Genomic DNA, 26,408 nt, shown 5'->3' on the forward strand with positions numbered 1-26,408 from the left:
TTATTCAAATCTCTTTGCTGCTCCTTTGAAGCTTGTAGCTAACCCCTCAACACTTCTTTCCTGAATCCGTAATTACAAACCATTTATTACAGTTAAATTTGCCACCTCAAATTTTGACAAAGCATATAAACATAGCGTTAGTAGGTAACCCCAATAGTGGCAAGAGTTCATTATTCAATGTACTGACGGGTCTTAACCAGAAAGTTGGCAATTTTCCCGGTGTAACGGTTGATAAAAAAACCGGTCAATGTACTATTGCCGAAAATTTAACGGCAACATTGATCGATCTGCCGGGCACTTATAGCCTTTACCCTAAAAGAGCAGATGAGTGGGTGGCGTATAAAGTTTTACTGCAACAAGATGAAGATATCAAGCCGGATCTGGTTGTACTTGTAGCCGATGCAAGTAATTTAAAAAGAAATCTATTGTTCTGTTCACAGATCATCGATCTTAAAGTGCCTGTGGTTGTTGCATTGTCGATGATCGATCTTGCCAATAAAAAAGGAACTCAGATCGATATCAATGGATTGGAAAGAGAATTGGGTGTGCCGGTAGTAACCATTAACCCAAGAAAAAATAAAGGCGTACCACAATTAAAAAAGGTCATTGAGCAAACTGCACAGTTTCATGCACATACATCTAAAGATTTTATCAGTAGTAAATCATTGGCCGAAGATGCCATTGCGGACGTGAAACAAATGCTGCCTGCACTGAGTGATTATGCAGGGCTGCATTATTTGATCAATCATGAACATTTTTTGCTCAGCGATACTCTGCAAAATGAAATAGAAGCGATAGAAGAAAAAAATAAATTCAATCCAACCAAGACACAGGCAGAAGAGATCATGCAGCGTTATGGCCGCATTAAGCATATAATGCAACAAACGGTGGTAGAAGCAGATCCGCTGAAAAAAGCTTTGTTCACAGAAAAGTTGGATGATATCTTAATGCACAAACGTTGGGGTTATTTTATTTTACTGACCGTTTTGTTTTTAATGTTTCAAAGTGTTTTCTGGATTGCTCAATATCCTATGGATGGAATTGAATGGGTATTTGGTAAGCTCAGTGGTTGGTTAACCGATGTGTTACCGGCAATTTGGTGGAGTGATCTGTTAATAAATGGTGTGGTGGCAGGTTTGAGTGGTATACTTGTTTTTATTCCGCAGATCATGATCTTGTTTGGTATTATAACTATTCTAGAAGATACCGGCTATATGGCAAGGATCAGTTTCCTTACAGATAAACTGATGCGTAAGGTTGGTTTGAATGGTAAAAGTGTAATGCCGATGATCAGTGGATTTGCCTGTGCGGTACCGGCCATCATGACGGCGAGAAATATCGAGAACAGAAAAGAGCGTTTACTAACGATCATGGTTACCCCATTAATGAGTTGTAGCGCACGGTTACCGGTTTATACTATTTTAATTGCCTTGGTTATTCCATCTAAATTGTATTTTGGATTTTTAAGTTTACAAGGGCTGGTGATGATGGGCTTGTATTTACTCGGAACGGTTTTGGCATTACTTGTTTCTTATGTAATGAAATTTTTCATCAATATTCAGGAGAAAAGTTTTTTCATTTTAGAGTTGCCTGTGTATAGGGCACCACGTTGGAAGAATGCATTGACCACCATGATAGAAAAAGCAAAAATATTTGTATTTGATGCTGGTAAGATCATTATGGTGATCAGTTTATTGTTGTGGACATTGAGTACTTACGGACCGGCAAAAAGAATGGCAGCGGTAACAGCTAAATATGAATTGCTCGAAAAATCAAACCCGGATAAGACAGCAGAATTAAATAAACAAAGGCAAACAGAATTGTTGCAAAATTCTTATGCCGGCATTTTAGGAAGATCTATAGAGCCGGTTATTCAACCATTAGGTTACGATTGGAAGATCGGCATTGCATTGGTAACATCTTTTGCAGCAAGAGAAGTGTTTGTAGGTACAATGGCTACACTGTATAGCGTAGGAGATGATGGTGAAGACAATAGCAGCACACTCAGACAAAAAATGAGTGCGGCGGTTAAAGCCGATGGAACAAAAGTTTACACACTGGCAACAGGATTGTCGCTACTAATATTTTATGCATTGGCTATGCAATGTATGAGTACATTGGCTATTGTAAAAAGAGAAACCCGTAGCTGGAAATGGCCGGTTATTCAACTGATCTATATGACCGGCTTGGCTTATTTATTAAGCTGGTTGGCGTATGTGATCTTTAAATAAGATAAAATGAAATGCACATTCTTTATTGTACTGACCTTTAGTGTTCATATTGTTTTTGGTCAGGAAACAAAACTTGATACATATAAAAAATGGTTTGATACAGATCTTGAGAAATGGACAGCATCATTTGAAAATTTTAATCTTTCGGAATTTAAAAGAGAGGATAGTGTTGTTCGTTTTGAAAACAACCAACCTTTAAAATTCAAAACATTAAAGCCTTTTTTAGATATTTATAAACCGATACTCACTTATTCAAAAGATAGCAGCAGTTTTATAGATATTTACAGCTACCAACTTAATCTAAAAAAAGAAGGAGATCAATATTTTCCAACGAGAGATATTGATCAGGTTATTTATTTGTGTAACAAGAAAACTAAATACTGGAACAGGATATTGTTTTTCAGTACATATAGCAGTTGGATAGATGAGGCCATTTGGGTATCAACTGAAAAATTTATTTTGACGGGCAGTAGAAAGAATGAGATATATGCAAATGCGCCTGTAATATATATAGGGGATACTATTAAAAAAACATTTGAAGTTTTTGGCAATACAAATAAGAATTGCATAGAAAACGGCTACGGATACACGTCAGAAAAACTCAAAAGAATAGAAATAATAGATCCGGTGCAAGGTGAAAATTAACTTAGAATCAATTCTGCATTTAATTTTTTTGCCAAACCCTTGGCGCCCCAACGCATTACAACATCATGATTCCATTTAAAGAGCGGCTTTAAAACAGGGGCTAAATTGTTCATCCATTTTTTTGTAGTGTTCACGTTCCAATTGTATTGTAAAGTTGTAACTCCGTCTTCTTCCTTAAAATTCCAACAACCTTCACCCTCTAATTCACCAAAGGCAATACCCTCCATTACAAAAGGAGCTTGTACGTTAATAGACTCCACATCAAAAGTTAGTTCATATGGTAGAAAGCTTTTCCAGGTAAAACGCATTTTCTTTCCAAGATCATTTTTATCACCCTCTCTAAGTGTTTCGGCCTTAACAACACCTTTCCACCATTCCGGCCATTTTTCCTGATCATACATCAAATGCCACACTTCCTGTAAGGAGGCCCTAACCTTCCAAATAGTAACAAAAGTGTACTGGTAGCTATTTTCCATACCTGAAAGTACGTTTTAGGCAACGATTATATTTTTCTAGGGCCAATAAATTTTCCACTTAACTGTTAATATTTACCATTTGTCAAACTCGATTTATTTTTTTTTAATACGTTCAATCGGCCGAAAGTTAGATCAGTAAAGGAATATAGGGCAAAAAGCTATCATATTTACTAAACACTACTAAAAAATAATTGGTACTTTGTGTTGCATAGTACTAAAATTTTATTATCTTTGTGTTAGAAAGGGAGTAAGAGACGGTAATTACTTCCTGAAATATTTAAAAAAGAAGCCATGAATATTGATAACACAGCAAGTCAGATGCGGAAAGGAGTTCTGGAGTTTTGCATTCTTTCGGTAATCAAACAAGGCGAAGCCTACCCTTCGGATATAATTGACAAAATGAAGTCGGCCAACCTGAATATTTTTGAAGGTACCCTGTACCCACTTTTAACACGTTTAAAGAACGCAGAATTTTTAACCTACCGTTGGGTAGAAAGTAATAGTGGTCCGCCAAGAAAATATTTTTCTCTTACGGAAAAAGGTGCCGCATTTTATAAAGAACTTGAAGCAACCTGGAATGAACTGGCCAATGCGGTTCAAAAACTTTCCGAAGCAGAACAACAACACACAAACGACAACTTCAACAATCCACAATAAATACAGTTGGCTATAGTGGACCCAACTAAAGAAACAAAAATTTTTGATCATGAAACAAGTAATAAACATAAACTTTCACGGACAGGTTGTTCCGATTGAAGTATCTGCATTTGATATACTGAAAAAGTATACCGATAGTCTTGGTAGGTATTTTTCCAATGAAGAAGGAAAAGAAGAGATCATCAATGACATTGAAAGTCGCATTGGTGAACTTTTTCAGGAAAGGATCAAGAAAGGCGCAACCTGTATTACAGATGATGATGTAAATGCAATTATCAGAAGTATGGGAAGACCGGAAGATTTTGAGGAGTCGGAAGAAACCGCTTCACCAATCGTTGAACCTACAGCTCAGCAATCTTCACAAAGTACAAATACCAATACAACAGGTACGCACAAACGCTTATATAGAAACGAGAACAATAAAGTAATTGGTGGTGTATCTTCAGGTATTGCTAATTATTTCGGTATCGATGCTATTATTGTTCGTATCATTTTCGTTATTCTGGCCATTGCAGGCGGTACGGGACTAGTAGCGTATCTTATTTTATGGTTAGCGGTGCCTAGTACTGCAACAAATGAAATTGGTGGTGTACGTAAAAAACTGTTTAGAGATACGGACGATAAATTCATTGCAGGTGTTTGTAGTGGTATCGGTAATTATTTCGGTATCAGTGCGTGGGTACCAAGAATATTCTTCTTGTTACCGTTCTTATCTTTTGCATTCAGAATGGGAGACTGGGGTTTTATGAATTTTCCTAATTTTTTAAGTTTAAGTTTTAGTCCGGGAGCTTTAATTGTATACATTATTTTATGGTTGGTAATACCTGAAGCAACCACCACTGCAGAAAAACTGGAAATGAAAGGTGAGAAAGTAGATCTGAATAGTATTAAAAATTCTGTGATGGAAGAAATGAAAGATCTGCAAGGCCGTGTAGAAGAAAAAGGAAAAGCAATGGGAGCAGAAATGAGTGCGGTAGCAAGAAAAAGAGGACGTTCATTTGGTGATGTGATTGTGTTTCTTGTAAAAGCATTTGCATATTTTATTATTGGTTGCGTAGGATTTGTTTTAGTAGCCGCTTTATTTGCATTGGCAATATTTGCAATGGGAATATTTCCACTGTTGAAAGAATATTTATTAAGAGACGGTTGGCAAACAGCTTATGCATGGGGTACGTTGATATTCTTTATTTCGGTTCCCGTTATCGGTGTAATTACCTGGATCATTAGAAGATTGGCCAAAGTAAAACGTGGTAGTAAAGTAATAACATTTGCATTCATCAGTCTTTGGATCATAGGTTGGGTATCGGTTGCATTTTTAGGTGCGTCCTTAACCAAAGATTTTAAAACAACAAACAATATTGTAGAAAAGGAAATTGCCTTATCGAATCCACAAGTTGGCAGTATGGAGTTTACGGCCCCCGACGATATAATTTTAAAGAATCACAAAAATCGATTTTTAAGATTCTCCGCTTTTACAAGTGTTACAGATGAGGATACAGTTTATATTAACAATGTACACTTCAGAATTATTAAATCGCCGAATGATAGTTTTCATTTATCGATTATAAAACAAGCAGATGGTAGAAACATCAGGGAAGCGGAAGCCACAGCATCATTGATTGGTTATAGTGTTGCACAAACAGACAGCATTATAAGAATGCCGATAGGTATTCCGATCAACAGAAAAAACAAATTCAGAAACCAGCGTGTTACAATAACAGTTTCGGTGCCGGTGGGTAAAAAAATTAGGATTAACCAATCTATCTGGGATAGGACATCGGAAGGAACAATAAGTTTTGTCGAAGATCATCATAACGATTGGGAAGATTATTGGGGAAATGAAGAAAGAGGCTGGGAAACCAATGTTGATTATATCATGAAAGCAGATGGCTTGTACACATTAGATGGAATACCTGCAAAAGAAAGCAGAAGCAGGGACAGGCATCTGGAAGACGATGATATCAATATCAATATCGACGGCGAAGGATTCAAGATTAATATAGAAAGACAACAAGACGTTAAAGCAAGAAAACTAGATTCTTTGGAAAGAAGACAACAAATTGAAAAAGATTCAATGAACGCTGAAATAGATAAAAAGCAAGCAAAGGAAAAAGAGAAGATCATAAAAGGGGGAAGCCAGCCAAGTGCGTATTCATCACCCATTGGCTTACCAATAATTAATTCACTGATGTAAAGTTGTTTCAAAAGTTGTGTTGAAGTTGAAACAAGAAAATGTCTTACTGTAATGGTAAGGCATTTTTATTTTACATTTGTGAACAATTGAAAAATGAATGAAAAATACCCCTTTCACCCACAAACACATTGCATTAGGCGCCAAAATGGCCGAGTTTGCAGGATACAATATGCCCATCAGCTACAGCGGTATCAACGACGAACATGCTGCAGTACGCAATAATGCAGGTGTATTCGATGTGAGCCATATGGGAGAATTTATTTTGAAGGGAGAAAATGCGTTGGATCTTATCCAAAGGGTTACAAGTAATGATGCTTCTAAATTAACGGCAGGCAAAATTCAGTATAGCTGTTTACCCAACGATACAGGCGGCATTGTAGATGATCTATTGGTGTATTGTCTGGAAGAGAACAAAGCATACATGTTGGTTGTAAACGCAAGTAATATTGAAAAAGACTGGAACTGGATCGTTAAGCATAACGACAAAGATGTAGAGATGCACAATATCAGCGATAAAACCTGTTTACTAGCAATACAAGGTCCGAATGCCTGCAAAATATTACAACAACTAACGGATAAGGATATTCTAAACTTAACTTATTACACTTTTACCAAAGGTACATTTGCAGGTGTTGATAATGTGTTGATCAGCGCTACAGGTTATACCGGCACCGGCGGCGTGGAAATTTATTTTGAAGATACAGCTGGAGCTGCAGATAAAGTATGGGATGCAATCTTTGAAGCTGGTGCAACAGCAGGTATTAAACCAATTGGCCTCGGTGCAAGAGATACGCTTCGTTTAGAAAAAGGATTCTGTTTATATGGTAATGATATTGACGACACCACATCACCATTAGAAGCAGGTTTAGGTTGGATCACCAAGTTCAATAAAGATTTTACCAACAAAGCCTTTTTCGAAAAACAAAAAGCAAAAGGGGTAGAAAAAAAATTAATTGGATTCGAATTATTAGAAAGAGGCATTGCCCGTCATGATCATGAGATTAAAGATTTTGAAGGAAATATTATTGGTAAAGTAACATCCGGAACACAGTCTCCAACACTCGGAAAACCAATAGGAATGGGTTATGTAGCTACGAAATATGCTGCAGTTGATACCGAAATTTATATTCCGATCCGTAATACACTATTAAAAGCGAAGGTGGTGAAAGTTCCTTTTGTATAATTCTTTTATGAAAAGATCTGCATTATTATGTCTTCTTCTTTTGATTAGCACAACTTTGTTTGCTCAAAGAAAAGATTCTGTAAAGAACTCGATCAGGCTTAAGGTTGAAGCTATTAATAAAGAGAAAAACTATAAAACAATTTCTTTAGATCAGTTACAGTTTATGGAAAACGGCAGTGATGGAGGCGGCAGTGTAACGGGTTATTTTAAAGATAATAGGCTTGTCAAAATTGTCAGATGGATTGGAGTTTCTTATGGTTTCTTTGTTGATGAATTTTATTTGGATAAGGATAAATTAATTTTTGTTCACGACATTGAAAACATGTTTGAATATAATGATTCAACCGGCGAAATAAATTACAGAGCCATTGTTATGGGGTTTGATGGAAGGTATTGGTTTAATGCAGGGAGAAAAATTGACGAAAGCTCTCTTGGCCATAACCGCTTTGATGGCGATGAAGCAAATGCAGAAAAAGAATTTCTTGCTGATGTAAAAAAATATATTCCTTTACTCTACAAAAAATATAAGCTGGGAAAGAAATAATGTCAACCATTCACCTCACCACCTTTATTGCAGCCCCCGTAGAAAGGGTCTTTGACCTCAGTCGAAGTATCAATCTACATAAAATATCTACTGCAGATACAAAGGAAGAAGCCGTGGCAGGAAGGATGTCTGGCTTGATCAATGAAGGAGAAAAAGTGACCTGGAAAGCAAAACATCTTTTTAAAACAAGATTTTTTACTTCTAAGATCTCTTCAATGAAATTGAATGAATCTTTCACTGATGAAATGGAGAAAGGAGATTTTAAGTCGTACAAGCATGAGCATCATTTTAAGCAAGTGGACAATGGAACGATCATAATCGACTTGATTGAGTTTGAAAGCCCTTATGGTGTTATCGGACAATTATTCAATCAGTTATATTTGAAAAGATATTTGGAAGCGCTTTTAATAAAAAGAAATAATGTAATTAAAGAGTATGCCGAAACTCAAAAATGGCAAGCATTTTTAAATTATTATAATTAATACTTTTACAAAAAATAAATTTTGCAAAAACCTACCTTACATACCTGCATTTCTCCTGCATTGTTGCATCAATATCAATTGAGTAACAGCATTGTTGTTATTATAGATGTATTCAGAGCCACCTCCACAATAGCGGCTGTTTTAAAGAACGGCGCCAAATGCATCATCCCTGTAGATGAAGTTGCAAAAGCGATCGACATCAGTAAAAAAATACGTGCCATTGCTGCCGGAGAACGAGATGGACAAATTGCGGAAGGCTTACAACATGGCAACTCTCCTTTAGAATATAGCAAAGAGTTCATTGGTGGTAAAACATTGGTGCTTACTACAACGAATGGTACAAAATTGCTGCAAATGGCATTGGATAATAATGCAGATACGATCATTACAGGTTCGTTTCCAAATCTTTCATCTGTATGCAATTACCTATTAGCACAAAATAAAAATGTTGTGCTCGGTTGTGCCGGCTGGAAAGACCGTTTCAATATTGAAGACACTTTATTCGCAGGAGCTGTGATCAATCGAATCAAAGAAAATTTTACCATTCATTGCGATAGTTCGTTGATGGCCGATATTTTATACGAACAAAATAAACACGACCTAATGGGTTTTGCACCCAAACTTACCCACTATCACCGTCTTGTGGATCGTTTTGGTTTGATCGATGATATTCGATTTTGCTTGACACCTGATTCAGCGGATGTTCTGGTGGTGTATGAAGACGGGAAGCTGTTGTCAAAATTTAGCTAACAAGGAGGGGTTGGCCACAAGCTTCAAGGTAGAAACAAAGAGATTCGGATTTGCATGCTTATCCCTTGAGGCTCAAAATTTAGAAATCCTACTGTTGAAAAACCTTTCATTTTTCCACAAAGTTTCCATTTACTGTTCTTCCCTCACTTATTTTACGTTACTTTTGCAAATTGCCTTTTTCCGAATAGAACAATTTCACAAAAAGGCAAAAAATCGTACATCGTAACTCTTAAATCGTACATCGCTTGGCTTTATCGCATCTTATCAAATACGTTTATAATACCGGCTCTGATGAAGTAATTCGAAGAGGAAAAAAAATACTCTCTTCTGGTTATGTTGAGATGGCAGATCATGACGAACTGTTGAACTCCGTTGCTTTCCGCGTAAAGGACGACACTTATAATACTTACTATAAAGTAAATGTGCAGAAATATAGCGATGCAAAATCTTTGTCGTTAAGATGTACTTGTCCTTATAATCTTGGCGATATATGTCGTCACGAAGCAGCGGCATTATTGCAATTGCAGGAACTGATCGATAAGAATATGCTCAATGGAAATCGCATTGAATACAATCAACGACACACCATTGCAAAGATGAAGTTCATTGATGTGAAGGTAATGCGTTTGTTAGCGTCCATAGCGGTTTTTAATGATGCGGAAAAAATTTTGCATACCGATAAAGCTGTAATAACTTCAGCGGCTAACGAACGTGTGGAAGCAACACTTGAATTAGATGGAGATACTTTTCCGCTGGTTATTCAAAAAAATGACGAACGAAATTTTGATACATCTTGCAAATGCGATGCAACAGATCATCCGTTGTGCGTACATAAAACAATTTTGTTTTTGCAATTGCTGAATGATTTTGGTCCGTACTATTTTGATTCTATTAGAAATTGGGATAAGGATAAAAATAAATTATTGCAGATATATGGCTATAGTTTAGAAGATGACCTTACCGGAAAATTTGAATTTATTTATAAAGAAGGAAAACCGTTCCTGAAAGTGCTGGACACTTCGATAAAAAGAGTGGCTGCACCTGTTACAACAAGCCAGCCATCGTACACCAGGGTGGCAGCGGAGCCGGTAGTAACAGAAACTGCACAACCTGCCGTTGCTGCAAAAAAACTCGGATTGGTATTTAACTTTAACGCCACAGTATATCCGTATTTCAATATTGACGCTATACAGGGAGATACTGATGATGCAGGAAAAAAATATGTGACCAAGGTTGAAAAACTGGATCTCACAAAATATGTTGATACCGAATCGTATAGTGAAGATGACAAGATGCTTTTGCAGCAGATACGCAAACTACAGGCATCTGAAATAAATAAATACCTGAATAGAAACTCTCCTTTTAGTGGTATATGGGAAAACATCATTCATACTGATGGAGATGAATTGCCGGAAGAAACAAAATCGCTGATCGCCGAATATCTACATCCTAAACTGAAAAAAATATTTCAGGAACAAGCGGCCAATAATTTTATTTTTTATCTACCTGAAAAAAAATCGTTCACCACAGAGAATTTAGTTGAGGCAGAACTAAGTGACAGTTTCATAGCGCCGCAATTTAAAATCGCTGCCAAAAATGGCCATTTTGAACTGATAGGAAGATTTAATGTGAACGGCGCCACACAGCCCATTACAGATAATGAATGCAGTAATAGTATTTTGTTTTTATACAATCATACTTTTTACCTGTGGCAAAGAGTAGAAGATGTTTTGCAGGCGGAAAAATTTATTAAAGGCGGTAATATCAAACTTAGCAAAGAAAACTGGGCAAGCCAGATGCAAAAGCTGATCATGCCGTTGACGAAAGAATACAAGGTTGAGTTTGATAAATCTTTGGTTAAGGAAATAAAAAGCGGCGAGCCTGAAACAAAATTATTGTTGCAGGAAAAGGGCGACTATCTTGTGTTTCAACCGATATTTACTTATAAAGGCTTTGAAACAAAAGCGTCGGATAAAGAAACCATCACCATTCCCGATGGAGATAAAATATTGATTGTTCATCGCAACAAAGAAGCAGAACAACAGTTCATAGATAAATTGTCTTCCCTTCACTCACAATTTATTCCATCGCCGGAAGGCGAGGGTCTTGTTCTTAAAGGGGCAGATATACTTCGCAATAACTGGTTCTTCTTGTTTGTAGATGCCATGAAGGAAATGAAAATCCCTGTTTTTGGTTTTGATGCATTGAAGAATTTTAAATTCAATACAGCCCGCCCTTCAACACATATTCATGTAAGCAGCGGTTTAGATTGGTTTGATGCTAAAGTGGAAATAGATTTTGAAGGACAGCGTGTAGGCATTGCCGATATTAAAAAAGCAATAACGGCAAAACAATCTTTTGTGCAACTGGGAGACGGTACACTGGGTATTCTTCCCGATGAATGGTTACAGCGTTATTCGTTACTATTTAAAGTTGGTGATGGTAAAAGCGATAAACTTCGGTTATCGAAATACCACATGAGTGTAATTGATGAGCTGTACGAAAATAAAAATGCAAACGAGTTAAGCTTTGAGCTGGATGAAAAGTTTGAGCGCCTGAGAGAGTTTAAACAAATACCTGAAATTGAGGCTCCGGCTAACTTACAGCCGATATTAAGGCCTTATCAAACAGCAGGTTTTCAGTGGTTAAACTATTTGAATGATGTGGGTTGGGGTGGTATTCTTGCAGATGATATGGGTTTGGGTAAAACCATTCAGGCGCTTAGTATGTTGCAGCATTACAAAACTACAACAGGAGAATTAAGAGCCATTGTTGTTTGTCCTACAACTTTGATATACAACTGGGAAAATGAGATAAAGAAATTTGCTCCTGATCTTACATGGAAAATTCACCATGGTAGCATGCGTACAAGAGATGTGGATGAATTGCAAAAAGTAAATGTGGTGATCACAACCTATGGCACATTGCGTAGTGATATTCACGTATTGCTCAAAATTTTATATGATTATGTAATTCTTGATGAAAGCCAGGCAATTAAAAATCCGGCATCAAAAGTTACAAAAGCAGCCTGCTTGCTTACTGCAAAAAATCGTTTATGCATGAGCGGTACACCATTACAGAATAACACCTTTGATGTTTTTGCACAAATGAATTTCCTTAACCCGGGCTTATTGGGCAGCATGGAATTCTTCAGAAATGAATTTGCCACACCTATTGATAAATTCGGCGAACAAGATCAGAAAGAGCATTTACGTAAACTTTTATATCCGTTTATTTTAAGAAGAACGAAAGAACAGGTTGCAAAAGATCTTCCGGAAAAAACCGAGACCATTTTGTTTTGCGAAATGGAAAAAGAACAACGTAAGATATACGATGCATATCGAAACAGCTATAGAGATAAGATACTTGGTACCATTGATGAACAAGGCATTGACAAATCACAATTGACCATTTTACAAGGGTTGATGAAATTGCGTCAGATATGTGATAGCCCGGCAATATTGAATGAAGAAGAAAAATATCCGAACAACTCGATCAAGTTGGATGAACTGGCAAGAGAAATTTCAGAAAACATCGGCGAACATAAGGCGTTGATCTTCTCTCAATTTTTAGGCATGCTAGGGTTGATCAGAGAAAAACTAAAAGAACAAAATATACCGTTTGAATATTTTGATGGTAGTACAAGCAGTACCGACCGACAAAAGGCCATTGAGAATTTCCAGAATAATGATGAATGTCGTGTATTCTTAATTTCACTCAAAGCGGGTGGTGTAGGGCTTAACTTAACTGCTGCTGATTACGTGTATATTGTTGACCCATGGTGGAATCCGGCTGTAGAGCAACAGGCCATCGATCGTACACACCGTATTGGTCAAACGAAAAATATTTTTGCCTACCGTATGATCTGTATCGATACTATTGAAGATAAGATATTGCAATTGCAGGAACGTAAACGTAAACTAGCCAGCGAGCTCATATCTGATGATACAAGCTTTGTAAAAGCATTGAGTAAAGCAGATGTTGAGTACTTGTTCAGTTAAATATATTATACATACACATTTCATTTCGCATTTCTTTCAATAATAATGTGTAATTTTCTTTTTTCATTTTATGAACAAAAGAAATTACTTCTCTTATATACTTAACCCGTTTGAACTGCTGCGTACAAAAAAAGTATTGCAGGTTAATCCTACTATACCGGCTACACGAAAAGAACCGGAACAAATAAAAATATTTGTGTACGATTTTGATGCCTCTGGCATTACTGTAAATGAGCTTGATAAGGCAACGGATTGTTATGCATTTATAGATTCTCCAAAAGTTACGTGGATAAATGTTGATGGATTGCGAAAGGCTGATGTTGAAGCTATATGTAATCACTATGGAATTCATAATTTGATCATTGAAGACATTTTAAGTGTTGGACAAAGGCCGAAGATGGATGATATGGAGGGTTTACTTTTCTGTGTGTTGAATATGCTTTATTTCAACGTAAACGACTCGGCTGTTGAAAGCGAACAAATTAGCATTGTTTTAGGAAAGAATTTTGTGATCAGTTTTCAGGAAGATGCAGCCAGAGATGTGTTCAACCCTTTGAGAGAAAAATTAAAATTCGGTGCAAGTAAGGTCCGTAATAGTAAAGCCGATTTTTTGTTTTATTCTTTGATCGATCATATTGTAGATAATTATTTTGTAGTGATGGAAAAATTCGGGGAAAAGATCGAAGCATTGGAAGAAGACATCATCAGAAATGCCAATACAAGAAGTCTGGCTAAAATAAATATTTTACGTAAAGAAATGATCGTATTGAAAAGAAGTATTGCGCCGGTGAGAGAATTAATAAGTGGAGTTTTAAGAAGTGAAAATGAACTGGTAGATGAAAGAACCGAAAAATATTTTAAAGATGTGTATGACCATATAGTACAGGCAAATGATCTGGCAGAAAATTATCGTGATATGATGATGAACTTACAGGATCTATATCTTAGCTATGTGAATTTAAAAACGAATGAAGTGATGAAGGTAATGGCCGTTGTAACTTGTTTACTAGCACCGGCAACCGTTATTGGTGGTATATTCGGAATGAATTTCGATAAACTGCCTTATATACATCATCAATATGGATTTTATATAGCTGCCGGTTTAATGTTGGTAATACCGATCTGGATGTATGGTGTTTTTAAAAGGAGAGGTTGGTTTTAGTTAAATGATCTTATCAACCGCAGCAATTGCTGTTTGTAAACGTTCTTCATAATTGCCAGAAATGTCGATCCAGGGTATGTTTTGATTGATCATAATATCCCTATAATGATGATATAGTTTTAATCTGTTCTCCAGATCAGGATATTCTCTTAATTCATCCTTAACCCAGGGAAGATCAACATTACACAATAAATACAAATCGTATTTTCTTTCAACAATTCTGTTCAATATCCAGTGGTGGCATTTTTCAAAAACAAATTCACACCATACTTTCATGACGTAGAGGTCTGTATCTATAAAAAGAGGCTGTCCATGGTCTATGGTCAATGGTCTATGGGTAATAGCCGCTTCCTCTCCGGCGATCTGCCCTTTAGCAATATCCAATAAATTTTCAAAACTGTAATCCGTTCCGTTTTTCAATAAATACTCACGAGCATATTCCTTTACCCATTCTGTTTTATAATGAGCTGCCAATTGTTCAGCCAGTGTACTTTTGCCTGTAGATTCCGGACCTATAACAACAATTTTTTTCGACATACTATTTCTTATTGTTCCAAAGTGGTTTTGCTTTCAATACTTTTTTGTGTACCGGACAATTTTCATCATGTGCGCCGGGAAGATAACCTGCACTCATCAAAAATTCATTCACAATTTCGCCACCGGTAAAGCGAAAGGTTCTTTTGAATAGCTTTGTCCACTCATCTTTTGTTTTTGGATGATGATGTGCCAACCAGTTTTTAAAAGAACCGAATTCTTTTTGTAAACCTATGATCGTTTTAGCGTTTTCAATAGCAGCATTCACTTTGAGTTTGTTTCTGATGATTCCTGCGTCGTTCAATAAACGTTGAATGTCTTTTTCTTTATACGACGCTACTTTTTTAATATCAAAATTGTGATAAGCTTTTCTGAAGGTTTCCTGTTTCTTTAAAATGGTTGTCCAGCTTAAACCAGCTTGATTGATCTCTAATATCAATCTGCAAAACAATTCATTGTCTTCTTCAATAGGAAAACCATATTGAGTATCATGATATATTTTATGAAGTACCAGATCATCAGGCTTCATATATTTCATTGCGGTGCAGTAACTCATAATTTTTTTAAATTATTTTTTATTTTATTTCTCCAGGTAATATAACCCATCACTGCCAATATTAGAAAAATCAAATATTGAAAACTAGTAAATACAGCATGCTTATAAAAATACAGAGGTATCGAAGCAACATTTGTAATGATCCACCAGGTCCAGTTCTCTAATTTCTTTTTTGCCATTAACCACATAGCCGTATATGCCGACGCCGATGCAAATGAATCTGCAATCGGCACATTGCTGCTTGTATAATTTTTCAGCACAAAAAATAGTATTAGCCAGCAGATCAAAAAGAAGCCAATGGCCATCGACCACTCTTTTTTATTAGAGGCAGTAATATGTATCTCTTTTTCGGACGATCCTTTTTTTTGTCGGCTCCACATCCACCAGCCATAAACACTCATCACAGTGTAATAGAAATTCAAACTGGCTTCACCCTTCAGGTTCCACCATGCATAGCACATATATGTGTAAAGGACAGTGTTTACCAATCCGGTTGGATAGACCCAAATGTTTTCCATTCTGGAAAAAATTACACTGACGATACCAAATATTACCGCTGTAAACTCCAACCAATGTGTATTTTTTATACCGTCGATCAGCTGTTGGCATATTTCGGGAAAGGTCATCTATCTAAATTAAATAAAAAAACATCTCATTGAGATGTTTAAAATATTGTGAATTCTTATTCCTCCTTTAGGGGGCTAGGGGTATTTTATTCTGCTTCAGCAACAACTTCAGTTACTTCGGGTATCATTCTTTTCATCATACCTTCAATACCCGCTTTTAAGGTGATCATTGAAGAAGGGCAACCACTGCAACTTCCCTGCAACATCAAATTCACTTTACCATCTTCATAACTTTTAAATTGTATTGCACCGCCGTCCATTTCAACCGCAGGCTTTACATAATTTTCCAGTAACTCTTTAATACGTTTAACCACATCATCGTCATCGGCAGTTACTTCGTTGCTGCTTTCCTGTTTCATGGCCGCTACCGCTTCATCATTTACTACCGGTTTGCCTTCTTCCAAATATTCTTTTAAAAATTGTTTGATGGTAGGGATCACATCATCCCAGTTATCCGCTTCACTTGTTTTTGTAAGTGTAATAAAATTACTTGCTATAAAAACCGATCTTATAAAAGGGAAAGTAAATAATTCCTGCGCTAATGGTGATGGGGTAGCACTTGCTTCATCTGCAAAATCGATGCTTTTACCCGGGTACAATAATTTGTTGGCTACAAACTTCATTGTTTCCGGATTAGGGGTCATTTCTGTATAGATACTAATGATTGTATTTCCTGTTTTTATCATAACTCACTGTTTATGGTACAAAATTAACAATAAACCGAACAGAATCATTTACTAAAAGCGAAAAGACCTTTTTTACAATAGTTTTAAGACCCTTATGCAACCCAATAGCTATGCTTTTTCAACTATTAGGTGTAAATTTAGATGACTAAATATTCGACAATGAAACAAAAATTCCTATTCTCATCTATTTTTTTGCTATTTACCGTATTTTTTGCTGATGCTCAAAAGGTTATACGTAAGGGAACCGAACCGCTGACAAGAGGAGACAAACCCGGAAGCAAAGGAGAAGCCGCATATACTTTAGACCAATTTCAAGGGAAATGGCAGGAAGTTAGCCGTACAACCAAAAAAGGGAAATCGGCCGTAATAAAAGATACCATCTATTTGCACTTTACCGATGGCAATAAGGTAGATACCAGGGAGGGAAATAAACCCAATGTAAAGGGAGAGGCTGATATTGATGTTGATAATACTTTATTAGCTGCGGCAGATTTTTATATTATCAAATCGGTAAGCGAAAAAGAAATAGTGTTGGATGATGATGATAAGTTCGTTCACACATTTCAAAAAGTAGATCATTTTTGGTTTGAACAAGTGGGTAATCTTACTGTTGCCATTGATACTTTTAAAACTGTAACGGAATATGATCCGGCTAATTTAATAGGCGACTGGGGGGTGTACAGAAGACAAGCAAAACCCGGTGAGGTAAAACCACCGACAAAGCTTATTAAATACCTTAAGATAAAAACCAAAGTAGATGAAACAACTTTGAAAGGAGAGATCACTGTTTATGAAAAGGAAAAGACAGAAGAGCTGCCATGTACCATTACTGTTTACAAAACCGGTATGCAGGTAGAAGCCGGAACGTACAAATGGTATTTACCTATTTACAAAGCCGATGGTAAAGAGCTGGTGTTTGGCAATGTGGAGTTGATGTTGAATTATTGTAAGCCATTGTAAAATTGAGATGAACTATTATTTAAAAGGACCGGATTGCCGGTCCTTTTTTTGTTGAGATGCCTTATTTATTTTTTAACGCCTCACAAATATTTTTCATTTGATTCAAATGCCGTTGGGTGTGATATAAAACGAAATGAATGATCTCCAGTTTTGTAATAGGACTAAGTGGGACGCCTTCTATCAAACCATATAAGTTTACATCGCTGGCACTTTCCCGAAAACGATCAAACGACGTATTTAATTCATTAATTGAAGTCTGTTTTTCGTACACTCCTTCTTCGGGAATAATAAATTCCGGTGGGGTCAATTTTCTGGAAAAATCCAGAAATATTTTTTTTAATTGTGCTGCTTTTTCTTCGGGATCTCTTTCGGCAGGTGTTGCATCCTTGTTCATCGCCATTGTCATTCCATCAATAGATTTTGTAACATGGCGAAGCAATTGAGCTGCAGTCCAACTACCTTCATATGGAATTGTGTTCACTTTACTCTCATTAACTGCCGACATTAATTCTGAAAGTTCAGCTACAGCATCAGCTACTGCCAATAAAATTTTGTTTGCGTTCAGCGTTTGTTGTGTCATTGTGTTTTTATTTTCAACCAAAGAGGGATATAGTTTTTTCTATCCAAAAACATTTGTGCCTTTACCCGTAGTTATCAAACTATATAAACTTTGTTGTACAAGTTGTTCCCATGCATTTGAACAATCGCCATAACATTCAAATGCAGGAACCAATCCAATATGTGTGAAACGCAATTGAGTTTTATTATTTATCTCCGTTATTTCAAAAATTATTTTTGTTCCGTTCCACTCCTCATTGTCTTTAAAAGAACTCAGATTACTTTCTGTAACTAACCATACTACTCTTTCATTCGGAATCATTTCCGTCACTTTCTGTTTTGAGTAATGTATGTCCAGCATACGATATTCAAACTCATCATTAACTTTTTTTGAATTCCCTTTTATTGCCCCCTGCCACCAGTCGCTCACATTATTGATGGCATTGAAAACTTTCTCAGGAGATTGATCTACAAAAAAAGCCGTTGTAAAACTTATTGTTGCCATTTCAATTGTTTTTAGAAGATTATTTAAGCAAAGCCAGTTGTCCTGTGTGATAGGTTAAATGTGTGGTTCTGGTAAGGATGATGTTTAGTTTATTACGATGTGGCTCCTTAGCAAAATCTTCGGCAGAAACAGCTGTGTGTTTTTCAAACCAATACTCAGCATTCAGGCCATTGAATTTTTGTTTCAGTATTTCACATTGATTGACCCACATAAGCCTTAGTTCAGCCGTAGACGGAATTTCTGTTACAACTTTGTCGGCCGATTTTATGAATGGTTCGTTTAACTCGGGATACATTTTTTCTCCCATACCCAATAATATCATCATATCATCATGTACAGCAATGAGGTGCCCCAATAAATAAACGCCTCTGTTTTTGCCCGGGGCAATTTCATTTTGAAGCGCTTCGTCTGATAATGAATTCAATAAATTGTCCCAGTTTTTTAGGGCTCCATTCCATCTATCAAAAATCATTTTAATAATTGTTTCTGTTGTTGTCATTTTTACAAGTTTGATTTAATGCTACAAATGTATTGTCTAAAAAATAACTTAAAAGGGTGTAAAATGGACATTATAACGGGTTGATTTGGACAGGCTTGTTTTATACCTTTACAAAAATTTTGATTATGAAACATCTCACTATAATTATTCCAAAGGGGGAAGGAAATAACTTAAGCAGCATAGTTGGTGCTTATAAAATTATGATGAGGGCAAATAATTATTGGGTGCAAAACGGACATAAGCAAATGTTCAACATACAATTGGCGGGGCTTTCAAGATCGGTTGAGTATCACGATGGCTTATTTGTTGTGAGGCCGCATACGCACATTTCAGAAATTAAAAAAACCGACCTCATTATTATTCCTTCACTAAATCACAATTTTAAGCAATCGGTCAATGCTAATAAATTACTGATTGAATGGATTGAACAACAATATAAGAATGGTGCTGAAGTTGCAAGTATTTGTACCGGCGCATTTTTACTTGCAGCAACGGGCTTGGTAGACGGGAAAGCTTGTTCTACTCATTGGGCGGCTGCGGAAAATTTTAAAGCAATGTTTCCAAAAGTGAATCTACAAGCTGATGAATTAATTACAGATGAAAATGGAATTTATACCAATGGCGGCGCTTATTCTTTTTTGAACTTGATGATCTATTTAGTAGAAAAATATTTTGACAGACAAACGGCTATTTTTTGTGCGAAGGTTTTTCAAATAGAAATGGACAGAAATACGCAATCTGAGTTTGCGATTTTTACCGGACAAAAACAACACGATGATGAAATAGTACAAAAGGCGCAGATCTATTTAGAAAAAAATATTACAGAGAAAATAAATGTTGAACACCTATCCTCCAAATTCAATGTAGGCAGGAGAAATTTTGACCGCCGATTTATAAAAGCTACCGGCAATACACCGGTTGAATATTTGCAACGAGTGAAAATAGAAGCGGCCAAAAAAGCATTTGAAACGAATAGAAAAACGATCAATGAAGTAATGTATGAAGTTGGTTACTCCGATGTTAAGGCATTCAGAGAGGTCTTTAGAAAAATTACAGGCATGTCGCCATTGGAATATAAAGGGAAGTATTATAAGGAATCAGGTTATTATGTTTAGAGTTTTCTTAAAGGAACAATTAAGGAAATTTGACTTCCCATGTTCGTCCCTTGTAGTTTCTTTTTTCCCTACTCCACAATCCTCAACTTTGCATAATTCAACATAATTTTTTTCTCGCCATTCAATTCAAATTGCACTGTAGCAATCGGATTATGTGCAGCACCTTCCATTTTCATCACTTCGCCAAACCCAAATTTTTGATGTTCAACTTTTTGTCCGGCTTGTAAGTTGCTGGTGTCGCTGGGTGCAAAATCCGCCGAAGGCGTATGTTCTTTTGTAGTTGGTTTAGGCGGAACCAAATAAGCAGGTCGGCTGCTTTCTGTTTTTTGAGTTGGCTTTTGTTGTGCCCAATAATTATTGGCTGCATTATTACCCCATTGTCTTGCTCCGTTGGTTGATTGGTTTCTGATACCACCGCCGGCAAAACTTTTATCTAAATATTCTTCCGGCATTTCTTCAATAAAACGGCTCGGTTCATTTTGTTGCAACTGGCCAAAACGATAACGGGCATTGGCATAAGTTAACCATAGTTTTTTCTTTGCTCTTGTAATGGCAACATAGAACAATCTTCTTTCTTCTTCTAATTCTTCTCTTGTATTAATGCTCATGGAATTTGGAAACAAGGTTTCTTCCAACCCACCTACAAACACACAACTAAATTCCAGACCTTTTGCCGCATGGATGGTCATCAGCTTTACACAGTCAGTGCCTTCCGGATCGTTATCCGCATCCGTTAGTAAAGTGATCTGTTGTAAATAGCCGCCTAAACTTTTATCACCTACCTCACCATCTTCTTCATTCATTGGTGTTTCGGTAAATTCTTTTATAGAGTTTAGTAGCTCCTGTGTATTCTCATATCTTGCTAAACCTTCTGTTGTTTTATCATTGAATAACTCTTTTACCACTCCCGAATTTTTACCAACTATAAATGCAAGGTCATATGCATTCTTTTTTGTCATCTCACTTTGAAACATTTTTATCATGGTTACAAAGTCATTCACAGCTTCTAATGTACCGCCTTTAAACCCATGCATAGCGGCACTTTCAAGTACCTGCCACAATGTATAATTATTATCGTTGGCAATCAATATTGCTTTTTCTATGGTTGTTTTACCAATACCACGTGTTGGGTAATTGATGATACGTTTCAACGCTTCTTCATCATTCGGGTTTACAACAATTCTTAAATAAGCGATCAGATCTTTTACCTCTTTTCGTTGATAGAAAGATAAGCCACCGTAAATGCGGTAAGCAATATTCATTCTACGCAAACTTTCTTCATAAGCCCGGCTTTGTGCATTGGTTCTGTATAAAATAGCAAACTCATTATTGAAATAATGATTGCGTAATTTTTCTTCTTGTATGGTATCGGCAACAAATTTCCCTTCCTCATTATCGGTAGCCGTACGCACTAATTTTATTTTATCGCCTTCGCCGCTATCGGTCCAGAGTTTTTTAGGTAATTGATTTTTATTATTACCAATGATCTCATTGGCAACATTCAATATGTTTTTTGTGCTGCGGTAGTTCTGCTCCAGTTTTACCACTTTTACATCTTCATAATCTTTTTCAAATTGTAAAATATTTTCGATGGTAGCACCACGGAAGCTGTAAATACTTTGAGCATCATCACCCACAACACAAATATTTTCATGCATAGCTCCGAGGAGTTTCATGATCTCATACTGAGAGGTATTTGTATCCTGATACTCATCCACCATGATGTATTTAAATTTCTTCTGATATTTTGATAAAGCCTCCGGGAAATTTTTTAGTAAGATGTACATCTTGAACAATAGGTCATCAAAATCCATGGCACCGTTCTTAAAGCAACGCTTTGCATATGCATCATAGATACGTGCTGTTGCAGGACGGTTGGCTCTTGCATCTTCTTGTTGTATAGCCCAGTCATTGGCATATTCTGCCGGACCAACAAGGCTATTCTTTGCTGCAGAAATTCTGTTGTAAACCGTGTTAGGTTTATATTGCTTATCATCCAGCTCTAATTCATTGATCACCGTTTTGATCACACTCTTTGCATCATCCGTATCATAAATGGTAAAGTTACTTGGGTAACCAAGTTTAGTTGCCTCTGCTCTTAATATTCTTGCAAACACACTGTGGAATGTGCCGATGTATAAATTTCTGGCTTCACTATTTCCTAAAACTTTTTCAACCCTTTCCTTCATTTCTTTGGCAGCCTTGTTGGTAAACGTAAGTGCCAGAATATTGAAAGCATCGATACCATGATGCCCCATTAAATGTGCAATACGGGTTGTAAGTACTTTTGTTTTGCCGCTTCCTGCACCGGCAATAATGATAATTGGACCGTCTTTATGTAATACCGCTTCTTTTTGCGGCTCATTCAATTCATCTAAATAATTCAACATTCGGCGAAGTTACGAAGAGTGAAATTCAGGTTGTAATGTGTGAAGAAATAATTTAACTACAGCTTTTTTATATCTTACAATGTAGTGACAAAAAAATGCATAATCTTTCTTAAATTAGAGTTGTAACATTAAATGAATCCAAATGAAAAAGAACGGTATTTTATCTATTTTGTTTTTATTGATCGTATTGATAACAACAAATATTGCATGCTCTAAGGACAATGAAGGCGGTGGCGGTGCTACAAATTCCATAAATATTACGGATTTTGCTTTTAGTTCTTCATCTATCACCGTTGCCAAGGGCACTACTATTACCTGGACAAATATTGGTGCTTCGGCACATACGGTAACATCTGACGACGGTACAAGTTTTGATTCTGGAAATTTATCCACCGGAGGAGTCTTTACGCATACATTTAATACTGCAGGTACATTTGCATATCACTGTTCGGCCCATCCGAGTATGACTGCAACTGTAATAGTAAACCCATAAACTATCGAGTTTTACTATAAGCGAACCTTTGGGTGTTTTATTTCGTTAGTATAGCATGTTCCGCTTTATACCTTTATTCCTGATGAGTGCGTTATTTTCTTGTGAAAAGGAAAATACAGCCGTTCCCCCTGTTATTACAGAGGATACAACTGTTGTGATAAAGCCTAAAGACACTATTAGGTCATATCTTGCTCTCGGGGATTCGTATACTATTGGACAATCAGTTTTAGAAGAAGATAGATTTCCTGTGCAAACAGTTCGTTTATTGATCACTGATAGTATAAAATTTTCTTCCGAAATAATTGCCCAAACGGGCTGGACGACCACAAATTTATTGAACAGGATTAATAGTAAACCACCATTAAAATCTAGCTACGATATAGTTACTCTGTTAATAGGTGTAAACAATCAATATCAAGGGTTGAGTCAGGATCAATATCGAACAGAATTTACAACGCTATTGAACAAATCAATAGTATTTGCAGGAAATAAAACAAACAGGGTAATAGTCCTTTCAATACCCGATTACAGCGTAACGCCATTTGCAGATGGCTATAATATTTCAAAAATTGCAGCGGAGATAGATTCGTTCAATGTTATCAATAAAGAAATAACACTGGCAGCCGGAGTAACCTATCTGGACATAACGTCATCAACACGGCTGGCAGAAAATGATGACAGCCTGATTGCTTATGATGGTTTACATCCTTCGGGAAAAGAGTATGCTAAATGGGCAATATGGTTGGCTCCAATGATAAAAGACGCATTAAAAAATTGATACATTTTTTCTTTGGTATCATTTTAGCTGCTAATGGAGTAATTTCATAAGAAATAAAAAATTACTGCAATGAGGCCATTTTTAACGCTGTTTATTTTTTTGCAGATAACCGTTTCTTCTTTTGCACAACCAACATTGTCTTTAAATAGGGTGATCAGGTATTTGAGTGCCCCTATGCAACTGACCAATGCCGCTGATGGTACCGGAAGAATATTTATTGTACAAAAAGGGGGTAAAGTACAAGTATATTCGAAAACCTATGATTCAATAGGTGTTTTTCTTACTGTAACGGGCATAACAACAAATGGAGAAAGAGGCCTCTTGAGCATGGCTTTTCATCCGGATTATAAAAACAATGGTTTTTTCTATGTGTATTATACCAATAACTCGGGAGACCTTGAATTAGCCAGATATAAAGTGAGTGCAAATGCAAATGTTGCTGATGCAGCATCTAAAGTAATTTTAAAAACAATACCGCACCCAGGGCAGAGTAATCATAATGGTGGCGAACTTCATTTTGGAAAAGATAGCTGCTTGTATCTATCAACAGGGGATGGAGGCGGTGCCGGAGATCCTTCGAACAACGGACAAAATACAAGCAGCTTATTAGGAAAGATCCTGCGTTTTAAAGTAAATACCTCTAATATTTCTCCGTATTATGATCTAAGTGCAAATGCAGAGAACCCTTTTGGCAATGAAATTTTTGCATTAGGATTACGAAACCCTTTTCGCTGGAGTTTTGACAGATTAACATATGATATGTGGATCGGAGATGTTGGTCAGGATTCATATGAAGAGATCAATTTCCGCCCGGTTGATTCCTTAAGAGGAGCCAATTACGGCTGGCGTTGTTATGAGGGTTTCAATGTACATAATGTATCATCGGGTTGTGGGGCCATCGGAAACTATATTTTTCCTACATGGTCCTATCCAACTCAAAACCCAAGTGCAGCTATTACCGGGGGTACTGTGTATCGTGGCACAACTTATATCGATCTGAATGGATATTACGTTTCAGCAGATTATTATTCAGGGACCTTCTACATAATAAAGCATGATACGATCACGAATAAATTTGATACATCTAAGCAGACAATTACACCAATCGGACTAGCTGATTTTGGGGAAACAGAAGATGGAGAATTGTATGCAGTTTGTTTGAATAATGGTTCTGTTTACAGGGTAGCAGCAAGCGGATCAATTCATTATGTGTTCAATGGCAATGGCAATTGGGAGAATGCCGCCAACTGGAGCAATGGGGTTATTCCCCCCTTAACCCTGCCGGCGGGGTCTGTAATTACCATTAACCCCGTTGAAAATGGCGAGTGTATATTAAATTTAACCACCATACAAACTATTTCTCCCGGGGCAACCCTGAATATCCTTTCGGGTAAAAAATTCAGGATAATCAGTGATCTTATCATTCAATAATTCATAAAAACGGCTCCAACACTCAATTATATTTTAGAATTTCGTAACTTACGCCTCATTAAAACCTTATGCATGAAGAATAAATCGATTTTTTCACTTACTTTATTATTTGCATTTGTTTGCACGATTACTCTTTCGTGCAGTAAAAAAGATGAAGAAATGTATAGAGATATATCCATTACCGACGCAGGTTTTGTAAGTTCTAATTTTATAATAAGCGATGGTAGACTTACTGTTATTTGGGGAAATGTTGGATCGGTACCACACAATGTAACTTCAGATACGGGATCAGAATTGGGCAGTCCAAATATTGTTCCTGGAAAATCTTTTCCGCATACTTTCACAAAATCCGGATTCTACAAATATCATTGCTCTCTGCATCCAACAGAAACAGGATCGGTAACAGTGCCATAATCTAAAAACTATAAAGCGTATTCAACAACATTTTCTTTTGCCACCGGTAAAAACAAATACCAGCATAAACCTAAAAGAAGAAAGCTGTTATCAATGCCATTTGTATTGTGAGAGAGGGATATCTCTGTAGCACCATTGTCGGGCTTTAAACCACAACTTACTAAAGGAGTACTCGGATTGTTATTATAAATGATCAACTCAGCTAAAGGGTTATTTTGTAACTGATAATTGTATTTTTTATCATCTATTACCACAGAGCCTTTGTTGTGCCATTTGTCTTGATGTAATGACCCAACTTCCAATCCGTATTCATTTTTAAATACAGTTTTCAATTTTAACGAACCGGTAGTTTCTACAAAGATCAACTTATGATGTTTGCCGCAGGTAATTCTTGCTGAATGATGAAGTGGATTATATTTTAAGATCACTTTACACTCGTTATTTTCAATTAAATGATATTCATGTAAAGTAGAAGATGCATTACTAACCAATAGCCATTTCATAAGCAGATTTTTGAGTACCTAAAGTAAGAACCTTT

General features: G+C 36.5%; 26 protein-coding genes. 16 read left to right on the forward strand and 10 right to left on the reverse strand.

The annotated features are described in order from the left end of the window. Window positions 1-113 precede the first annotated feature (113 nt). The gene (gene feoB, locus ACQ33O_RS03355; protein WP_430994143.1) at window positions 114-2,231 is read left to right on the forward strand and encodes a ferrous iron transport protein B; all 2,118 of its coding nucleotides are present in this window, start codon (window positions 114-116) and stop codon (window positions 2,229-2,231) included. Between the two features lie 6 nt (window positions 2,232-2,237). Further along, window positions 2,238-2,876 carry a hypothetical protein gene (locus ACQ33O_RS03360; protein ID WP_430994144.1) on the forward strand — a complete coding sequence of 213 codons (639 nt, stop codon included), beginning with the start codon at window positions 2,238-2,240 and terminating at the stop codon, window positions 2,874-2,876. Here ACQ33O_RS03360 and ACQ33O_RS03365 read toward each other — a convergent pair. Then, window positions 2,873-3,352, reverse strand: coding sequence for an SRPBCC family protein (locus tag ACQ33O_RS03365; protein ID WP_430994145.1), 480 nt, complete (start codon window positions 3,350-3,352; stop codon window positions 2,873-2,875). The genes ACQ33O_RS03360 and ACQ33O_RS03365 overlap by 4 nt on opposite strands. Window positions 3,353-3,643: 291 nt before the next feature. Here ACQ33O_RS03365 and ACQ33O_RS03370 point away from each other — a divergent pair, with 291 nt between their 5' ends. The 8 genes from ACQ33O_RS03370 to corA all read left to right on the forward strand — a co-directional run bounded on the left by ACQ33O_RS03370 (window position 3,644) and on the right by corA (window position 14,325). Beyond that, on the forward strand, window positions 3,644-4,009 hold the full coding sequence (locus ACQ33O_RS03370; RefSeq protein ID WP_430994146.1) for a PadR family transcriptional regulator: 366 nt from the start codon (window positions 3,644-3,646) through the stop codon (window positions 4,007-4,009). A gap of 49 nt (window positions 4,010-4,058) precedes the next feature. Next, window positions 4,059-6,203, forward strand: a complete 2,145-nt coding sequence (locus tag ACQ33O_RS03375) for a PspC domain-containing protein (protein WP_430994147.1) — start codon at window positions 4,059-4,061, stop codon at window positions 6,201-6,203. Window positions 6,204-6,300: 97 nt separating this feature from the next. Further along, window positions 6,301-7,386, forward strand: a complete 1,086-nt coding sequence (gcvT, locus tag ACQ33O_RS03380) for a glycine cleavage system aminomethyltransferase GcvT (protein WP_430994148.1) — start codon at window positions 6,301-6,303, stop codon at window positions 7,384-7,386. A gap of 7 nt (window positions 7,387-7,393) precedes the next feature. Continuing rightward, window positions 7,394-7,930, forward strand: coding sequence for a hypothetical protein (locus tag ACQ33O_RS03385; protein ID WP_430994149.1), 537 nt, complete (start codon window positions 7,394-7,396; stop codon window positions 7,928-7,930). Further along, window positions 7,930-8,412: an SRPBCC family protein gene (locus tag ACQ33O_RS03390; protein ID WP_430994150.1), complete on the forward strand. Its 483-nt coding sequence runs from the start codon at window positions 7,930-7,932 to the stop codon at window positions 8,410-8,412. Before ACQ33O_RS03385 ends, ACQ33O_RS03390 begins: the two co-directional genes overlap by 1 nt. A 21-nt stretch (window positions 8,413-8,433) precedes the next feature. Continuing rightward, window positions 8,434-9,162, forward strand: a complete 729-nt coding sequence (locus tag ACQ33O_RS03395; RefSeq protein ID WP_430994151.1) for a 2-phosphosulfolactate phosphatase — start codon at window positions 8,434-8,436, stop codon at window positions 9,160-9,162. 245 nt (window positions 9,163-9,407) lie between these two features. Continuing rightward, window positions 9,408-13,163 (forward strand): SNF2-related protein, encoded by a 3,756-nt coding sequence (locus ACQ33O_RS03400; protein ID WP_430994152.1) that lies wholly within the window; start codon window positions 9,408-9,410, stop codon window positions 13,161-13,163. Window positions 13,164-13,233: 70 nt separating this feature from the next. Continuing rightward, complete coding sequence (gene corA, locus ACQ33O_RS03405; protein WP_430994153.1) at window positions 13,234-14,325, forward strand: magnesium/cobalt transporter CorA; 1,092 nt, start codon at window positions 13,234-13,236, stop codon at window positions 14,323-14,325. On the opposite strand, the gene ACQ33O_RS03410 is transcribed toward corA, so the two are convergent. The 4 genes from ACQ33O_RS03410 to ACQ33O_RS03425 all read right to left on the reverse strand — a co-directional run bounded on the left by ACQ33O_RS03410 (window position 14,326) and on the right by ACQ33O_RS03425 (window position 16,727). Then, on the reverse strand, window positions 14,326-14,862 hold the full coding sequence (locus tag ACQ33O_RS03410; protein WP_430994154.1) for an AAA family ATPase: 537 nt from the start codon (window positions 14,860-14,862) through the stop codon (window positions 14,326-14,328). A 1-nt stretch (window position 14,863) separates the two neighbouring features. Continuing rightward, a complete protein-coding gene (locus ACQ33O_RS03415) occupies window positions 14,864-15,415 on the reverse strand; it encodes a DNA-3-methyladenine glycosylase I (protein ID WP_430994155.1) in 552 nt (183 codons plus the stop codon). Beyond that, entirely contained in the window at window positions 15,412-16,041 is a 630-nt protein-coding gene (gene pnuC, locus ACQ33O_RS03420) for a nicotinamide riboside transporter PnuC (RefSeq protein WP_430994156.1), read from the reverse strand. The genes ACQ33O_RS03415 and pnuC overlap by 4 nt, the downstream gene beginning before the upstream one ends. An 86-nt stretch (window positions 16,042-16,127) precedes the next feature. Continuing rightward, window positions 16,128-16,727 carry a NifU family protein gene (locus ACQ33O_RS03425; RefSeq protein WP_430994157.1) on the reverse strand — a complete coding sequence of 200 codons (600 nt, stop codon included), beginning with the start codon at window positions 16,725-16,727 and terminating at the stop codon, window positions 16,128-16,130. Between the two features lie 159 nt (window positions 16,728-16,886). Here ACQ33O_RS03425 and ACQ33O_RS03430 point away from each other — a divergent pair, with 159 nt between their 5' ends. Further along, window positions 16,887-17,687 carry a hypothetical protein gene (locus tag ACQ33O_RS03430; RefSeq protein ID WP_430994158.1) on the forward strand — a complete coding sequence of 267 codons (801 nt, stop codon included), beginning with the start codon at window positions 16,887-16,889 and terminating at the stop codon, window positions 17,685-17,687. A gap of 61 nt (window positions 17,688-17,748) precedes the next feature. On the opposite strand, the gene ACQ33O_RS03435 is transcribed toward ACQ33O_RS03430, so the two are convergent. From ACQ33O_RS03435 to ACQ33O_RS03445, 3 genes are read right to left on the reverse strand one after another with little or no spacing between them, the layout of a single operon-like run. Beyond that, complete coding sequence (locus ACQ33O_RS03435; RefSeq protein WP_430994159.1) at window positions 17,749-18,267, reverse strand: DinB family protein; 519 nt, start codon at window positions 18,265-18,267, stop codon at window positions 17,749-17,751. A gap of 39 nt (window positions 18,268-18,306) precedes the next feature. Then, window positions 18,307-18,750 (reverse strand): SRPBCC family protein, encoded by a 444-nt coding sequence (locus tag ACQ33O_RS03440; RefSeq protein ID WP_430994160.1) that lies wholly within the window; start codon window positions 18,748-18,750, stop codon window positions 18,307-18,309. Between the two features lie 19 nt (window positions 18,751-18,769). Beyond that, complete coding sequence (locus ACQ33O_RS03445; RefSeq protein ID WP_430994161.1) at window positions 18,770-19,249, reverse strand: DinB family protein; 480 nt, start codon at window positions 19,247-19,249, stop codon at window positions 18,770-18,772. 125 nt (window positions 19,250-19,374) lie between these two features. Here ACQ33O_RS03445 and ACQ33O_RS03450 point away from each other — a divergent pair, with 125 nt between their 5' ends. Next, window positions 19,375-20,364, forward strand: coding sequence for a GlxA family transcriptional regulator (locus ACQ33O_RS03450; protein WP_430994162.1), 990 nt, complete (start codon window positions 19,375-19,377; stop codon window positions 20,362-20,364). 68 nt (window positions 20,365-20,432) lie between these two features. Here ACQ33O_RS03450 and ACQ33O_RS03455 read toward each other — a convergent pair whose 3' ends face one another. Then, the gene (locus tag ACQ33O_RS03455; protein WP_430994163.1) at window positions 20,433-22,754 is read right to left on the reverse strand and encodes an ATP-dependent helicase; all 2,322 of its coding nucleotides are present in this window, start codon (window positions 22,752-22,754) and stop codon (window positions 20,433-20,435) included. A gap of 142 nt (window positions 22,755-22,896) precedes the next feature. Between ACQ33O_RS03455 and ACQ33O_RS03460 the strand changes: the two genes are divergently transcribed. From ACQ33O_RS03460 to ACQ33O_RS03475, 4 genes are all read left to right on the forward strand, one after another. Further along, window positions 22,897-23,247, forward strand: coding sequence for a plastocyanin/azurin family copper-binding protein (locus tag ACQ33O_RS03460; RefSeq protein ID WP_430994164.1), 351 nt, complete (start codon window positions 22,897-22,899; stop codon window positions 23,245-23,247). Window positions 23,248-23,329: 82 nt separating this feature from the next. Continuing rightward, on the forward strand, window positions 23,330-24,025 hold the full coding sequence (locus tag ACQ33O_RS03465) for an SGNH/GDSL hydrolase family protein (RefSeq protein WP_430994165.1): 696 nt from the start codon (window positions 23,330-23,332) through the stop codon (window positions 24,023-24,025). Between the two features lie 69 nt (window positions 24,026-24,094). Continuing rightward, window positions 24,095-25,456 carry a PQQ-dependent sugar dehydrogenase gene (locus ACQ33O_RS03470; RefSeq protein ID WP_430994166.1) on the forward strand — a complete coding sequence of 454 codons (1,362 nt, stop codon included), beginning with the start codon at window positions 24,095-24,097 and terminating at the stop codon, window positions 25,454-25,456. Between the two features lie 72 nt (window positions 25,457-25,528). Continuing rightward, on the forward strand, window positions 25,529-25,870 hold the full coding sequence (locus ACQ33O_RS03475; RefSeq protein WP_430994167.1) for a cupredoxin domain-containing protein: 342 nt from the start codon (window positions 25,529-25,531) through the stop codon (window positions 25,868-25,870). Between the two features lie 8 nt (window positions 25,871-25,878). On the opposite strand, the gene ACQ33O_RS03480 is transcribed toward ACQ33O_RS03475, so the two are convergent. Next, window positions 25,879-26,373, reverse strand: coding sequence for a hypothetical protein (locus tag ACQ33O_RS03480; RefSeq protein WP_430994168.1), 495 nt, complete (start codon window positions 26,371-26,373; stop codon window positions 25,879-25,881). Between the last annotated feature and the right edge of the window lie 35 nt (window positions 26,374-26,408).

Origin of the sequence: Ferruginibacter sp. SUN002, assembly GCF_050611725.1 — a bacterium.
Lineage (GTDB): Bacteria > Bacteroidota > Bacteroidia > Chitinophagales > Chitinophagaceae > Ferruginibacter.

Excerpts from the sequence above, each read along its gene's own strand:
- ACQ33O_RS03360 (WP_430994144.1), top strand. The coding sequence starts at position 2,238 with ATGAAATGCACATTCTTTATTGTACTGACCTTTAGTGTTCATATTGTT.
- ACQ33O_RS03365 (WP_430994145.1), bottom strand. The coding sequence starts at position 3,352 with ATGGAAAATAGCTACCAGTACACTTTTGTTACTATTTGGAAGGTTAGG.
- ACQ33O_RS03370 (WP_430994146.1), top strand. The coding sequence starts at position 3,644 with ATGAATATTGATAACACAGCAAGTCAGATGCGGAAAGGAGTTCTGGAG.
- ACQ33O_RS03375 (WP_430994147.1), top strand. The coding sequence starts at position 4,059 with ATGAAACAAGTAATAAACATAAACTTTCACGGACAGGTTGTTCCGATT.
- gcvT (WP_430994148.1), top strand. The coding sequence starts at position 6,301 with ATGAAAAATACCCCTTTCACCCACAAACACATTGCATTAGGCGCCAAA.
- ACQ33O_RS03385 (WP_430994149.1), top strand. The coding sequence starts at position 7,394 with ATGAAAAGATCTGCATTATTATGTCTTCTTCTTTTGATTAGCACAACT.
- ACQ33O_RS03390 (WP_430994150.1), top strand. The coding sequence starts at position 7,930 with ATGTCAACCATTCACCTCACCACCTTTATTGCAGCCCCCGTAGAAAGG.
- corA (WP_430994153.1), top strand. The coding sequence starts at position 13,234 with ATGAACAAAAGAAATTACTTCTCTTATATACTTAACCCGTTTGAACTG.
- ACQ33O_RS03410 (WP_430994154.1), bottom strand. The coding sequence starts at position 14,862 with ATGTCGAAAAAAATTGTTGTTATAGGTCCGGAATCTACAGGCAAAAGT.
- ACQ33O_RS03415 (WP_430994155.1), bottom strand. The coding sequence starts at position 15,415 with ATGAGTTACTGCACCGCAATGAAATATATGAAGCCTGATGATCTGGTA.
- pnuC (WP_430994156.1), bottom strand. The coding sequence starts at position 16,041 with ATGACCTTTCCCGAAATATGCCAACAGCTGATCGACGGTATAAAAAAT.
- ACQ33O_RS03425 (WP_430994157.1), bottom strand. The coding sequence starts at position 16,727 with ATGATAAAAACAGGAAATACAATCATTAGTATCTATACAGAAATGACC.
- ACQ33O_RS03430 (WP_430994158.1), top strand. The coding sequence starts at position 16,887 with ATGAAACAAAAATTCCTATTCTCATCTATTTTTTTGCTATTTACCGTA.
- ACQ33O_RS03435 (WP_430994159.1), bottom strand. The coding sequence starts at position 18,267 with ATGACACAACAAACGCTGAACGCAAACAAAATTTTATTGGCAGTAGCT.
- ACQ33O_RS03440 (WP_430994160.1), bottom strand. The coding sequence starts at position 18,750 with ATGGCAACAATAAGTTTTACAACGGCTTTTTTTGTAGATCAATCTCCT.
- ACQ33O_RS03445 (WP_430994161.1), bottom strand. The coding sequence starts at position 19,249 with ATGACAACAACAGAAACAATTATTAAAATGATTTTTGATAGATGGAAT.
- ACQ33O_RS03450 (WP_430994162.1), top strand. The coding sequence starts at position 19,375 with ATGAAACATCTCACTATAATTATTCCAAAGGGGGAAGGAAATAACTTA.
- ACQ33O_RS03455 (WP_430994163.1), bottom strand. The coding sequence starts at position 22,754 with ATGTTGAATTATTTAGATGAATTGAATGAGCCGCAAAAAGAAGCGGTA.
- ACQ33O_RS03460 (WP_430994164.1), top strand. The coding sequence starts at position 22,897 with ATGAAAAAGAACGGTATTTTATCTATTTTGTTTTTATTGATCGTATTG.
- ACQ33O_RS03465 (WP_430994165.1), top strand. The coding sequence starts at position 23,330 with ATGAGTGCGTTATTTTCTTGTGAAAAGGAAAATACAGCCGTTCCCCCT.
- ACQ33O_RS03470 (WP_430994166.1), top strand. The coding sequence starts at position 24,095 with ATGAGGCCATTTTTAACGCTGTTTATTTTTTTGCAGATAACCGTTTCT.
- ACQ33O_RS03475 (WP_430994167.1), top strand. The coding sequence starts at position 25,529 with ATGAAGAATAAATCGATTTTTTCACTTACTTTATTATTTGCATTTGTT.
- ACQ33O_RS03480 (WP_430994168.1), bottom strand. The coding sequence starts at position 26,373 with ATGAAATGGCTATTGGTTAGTAATGCATCTTCTACTTTACATGAATAT.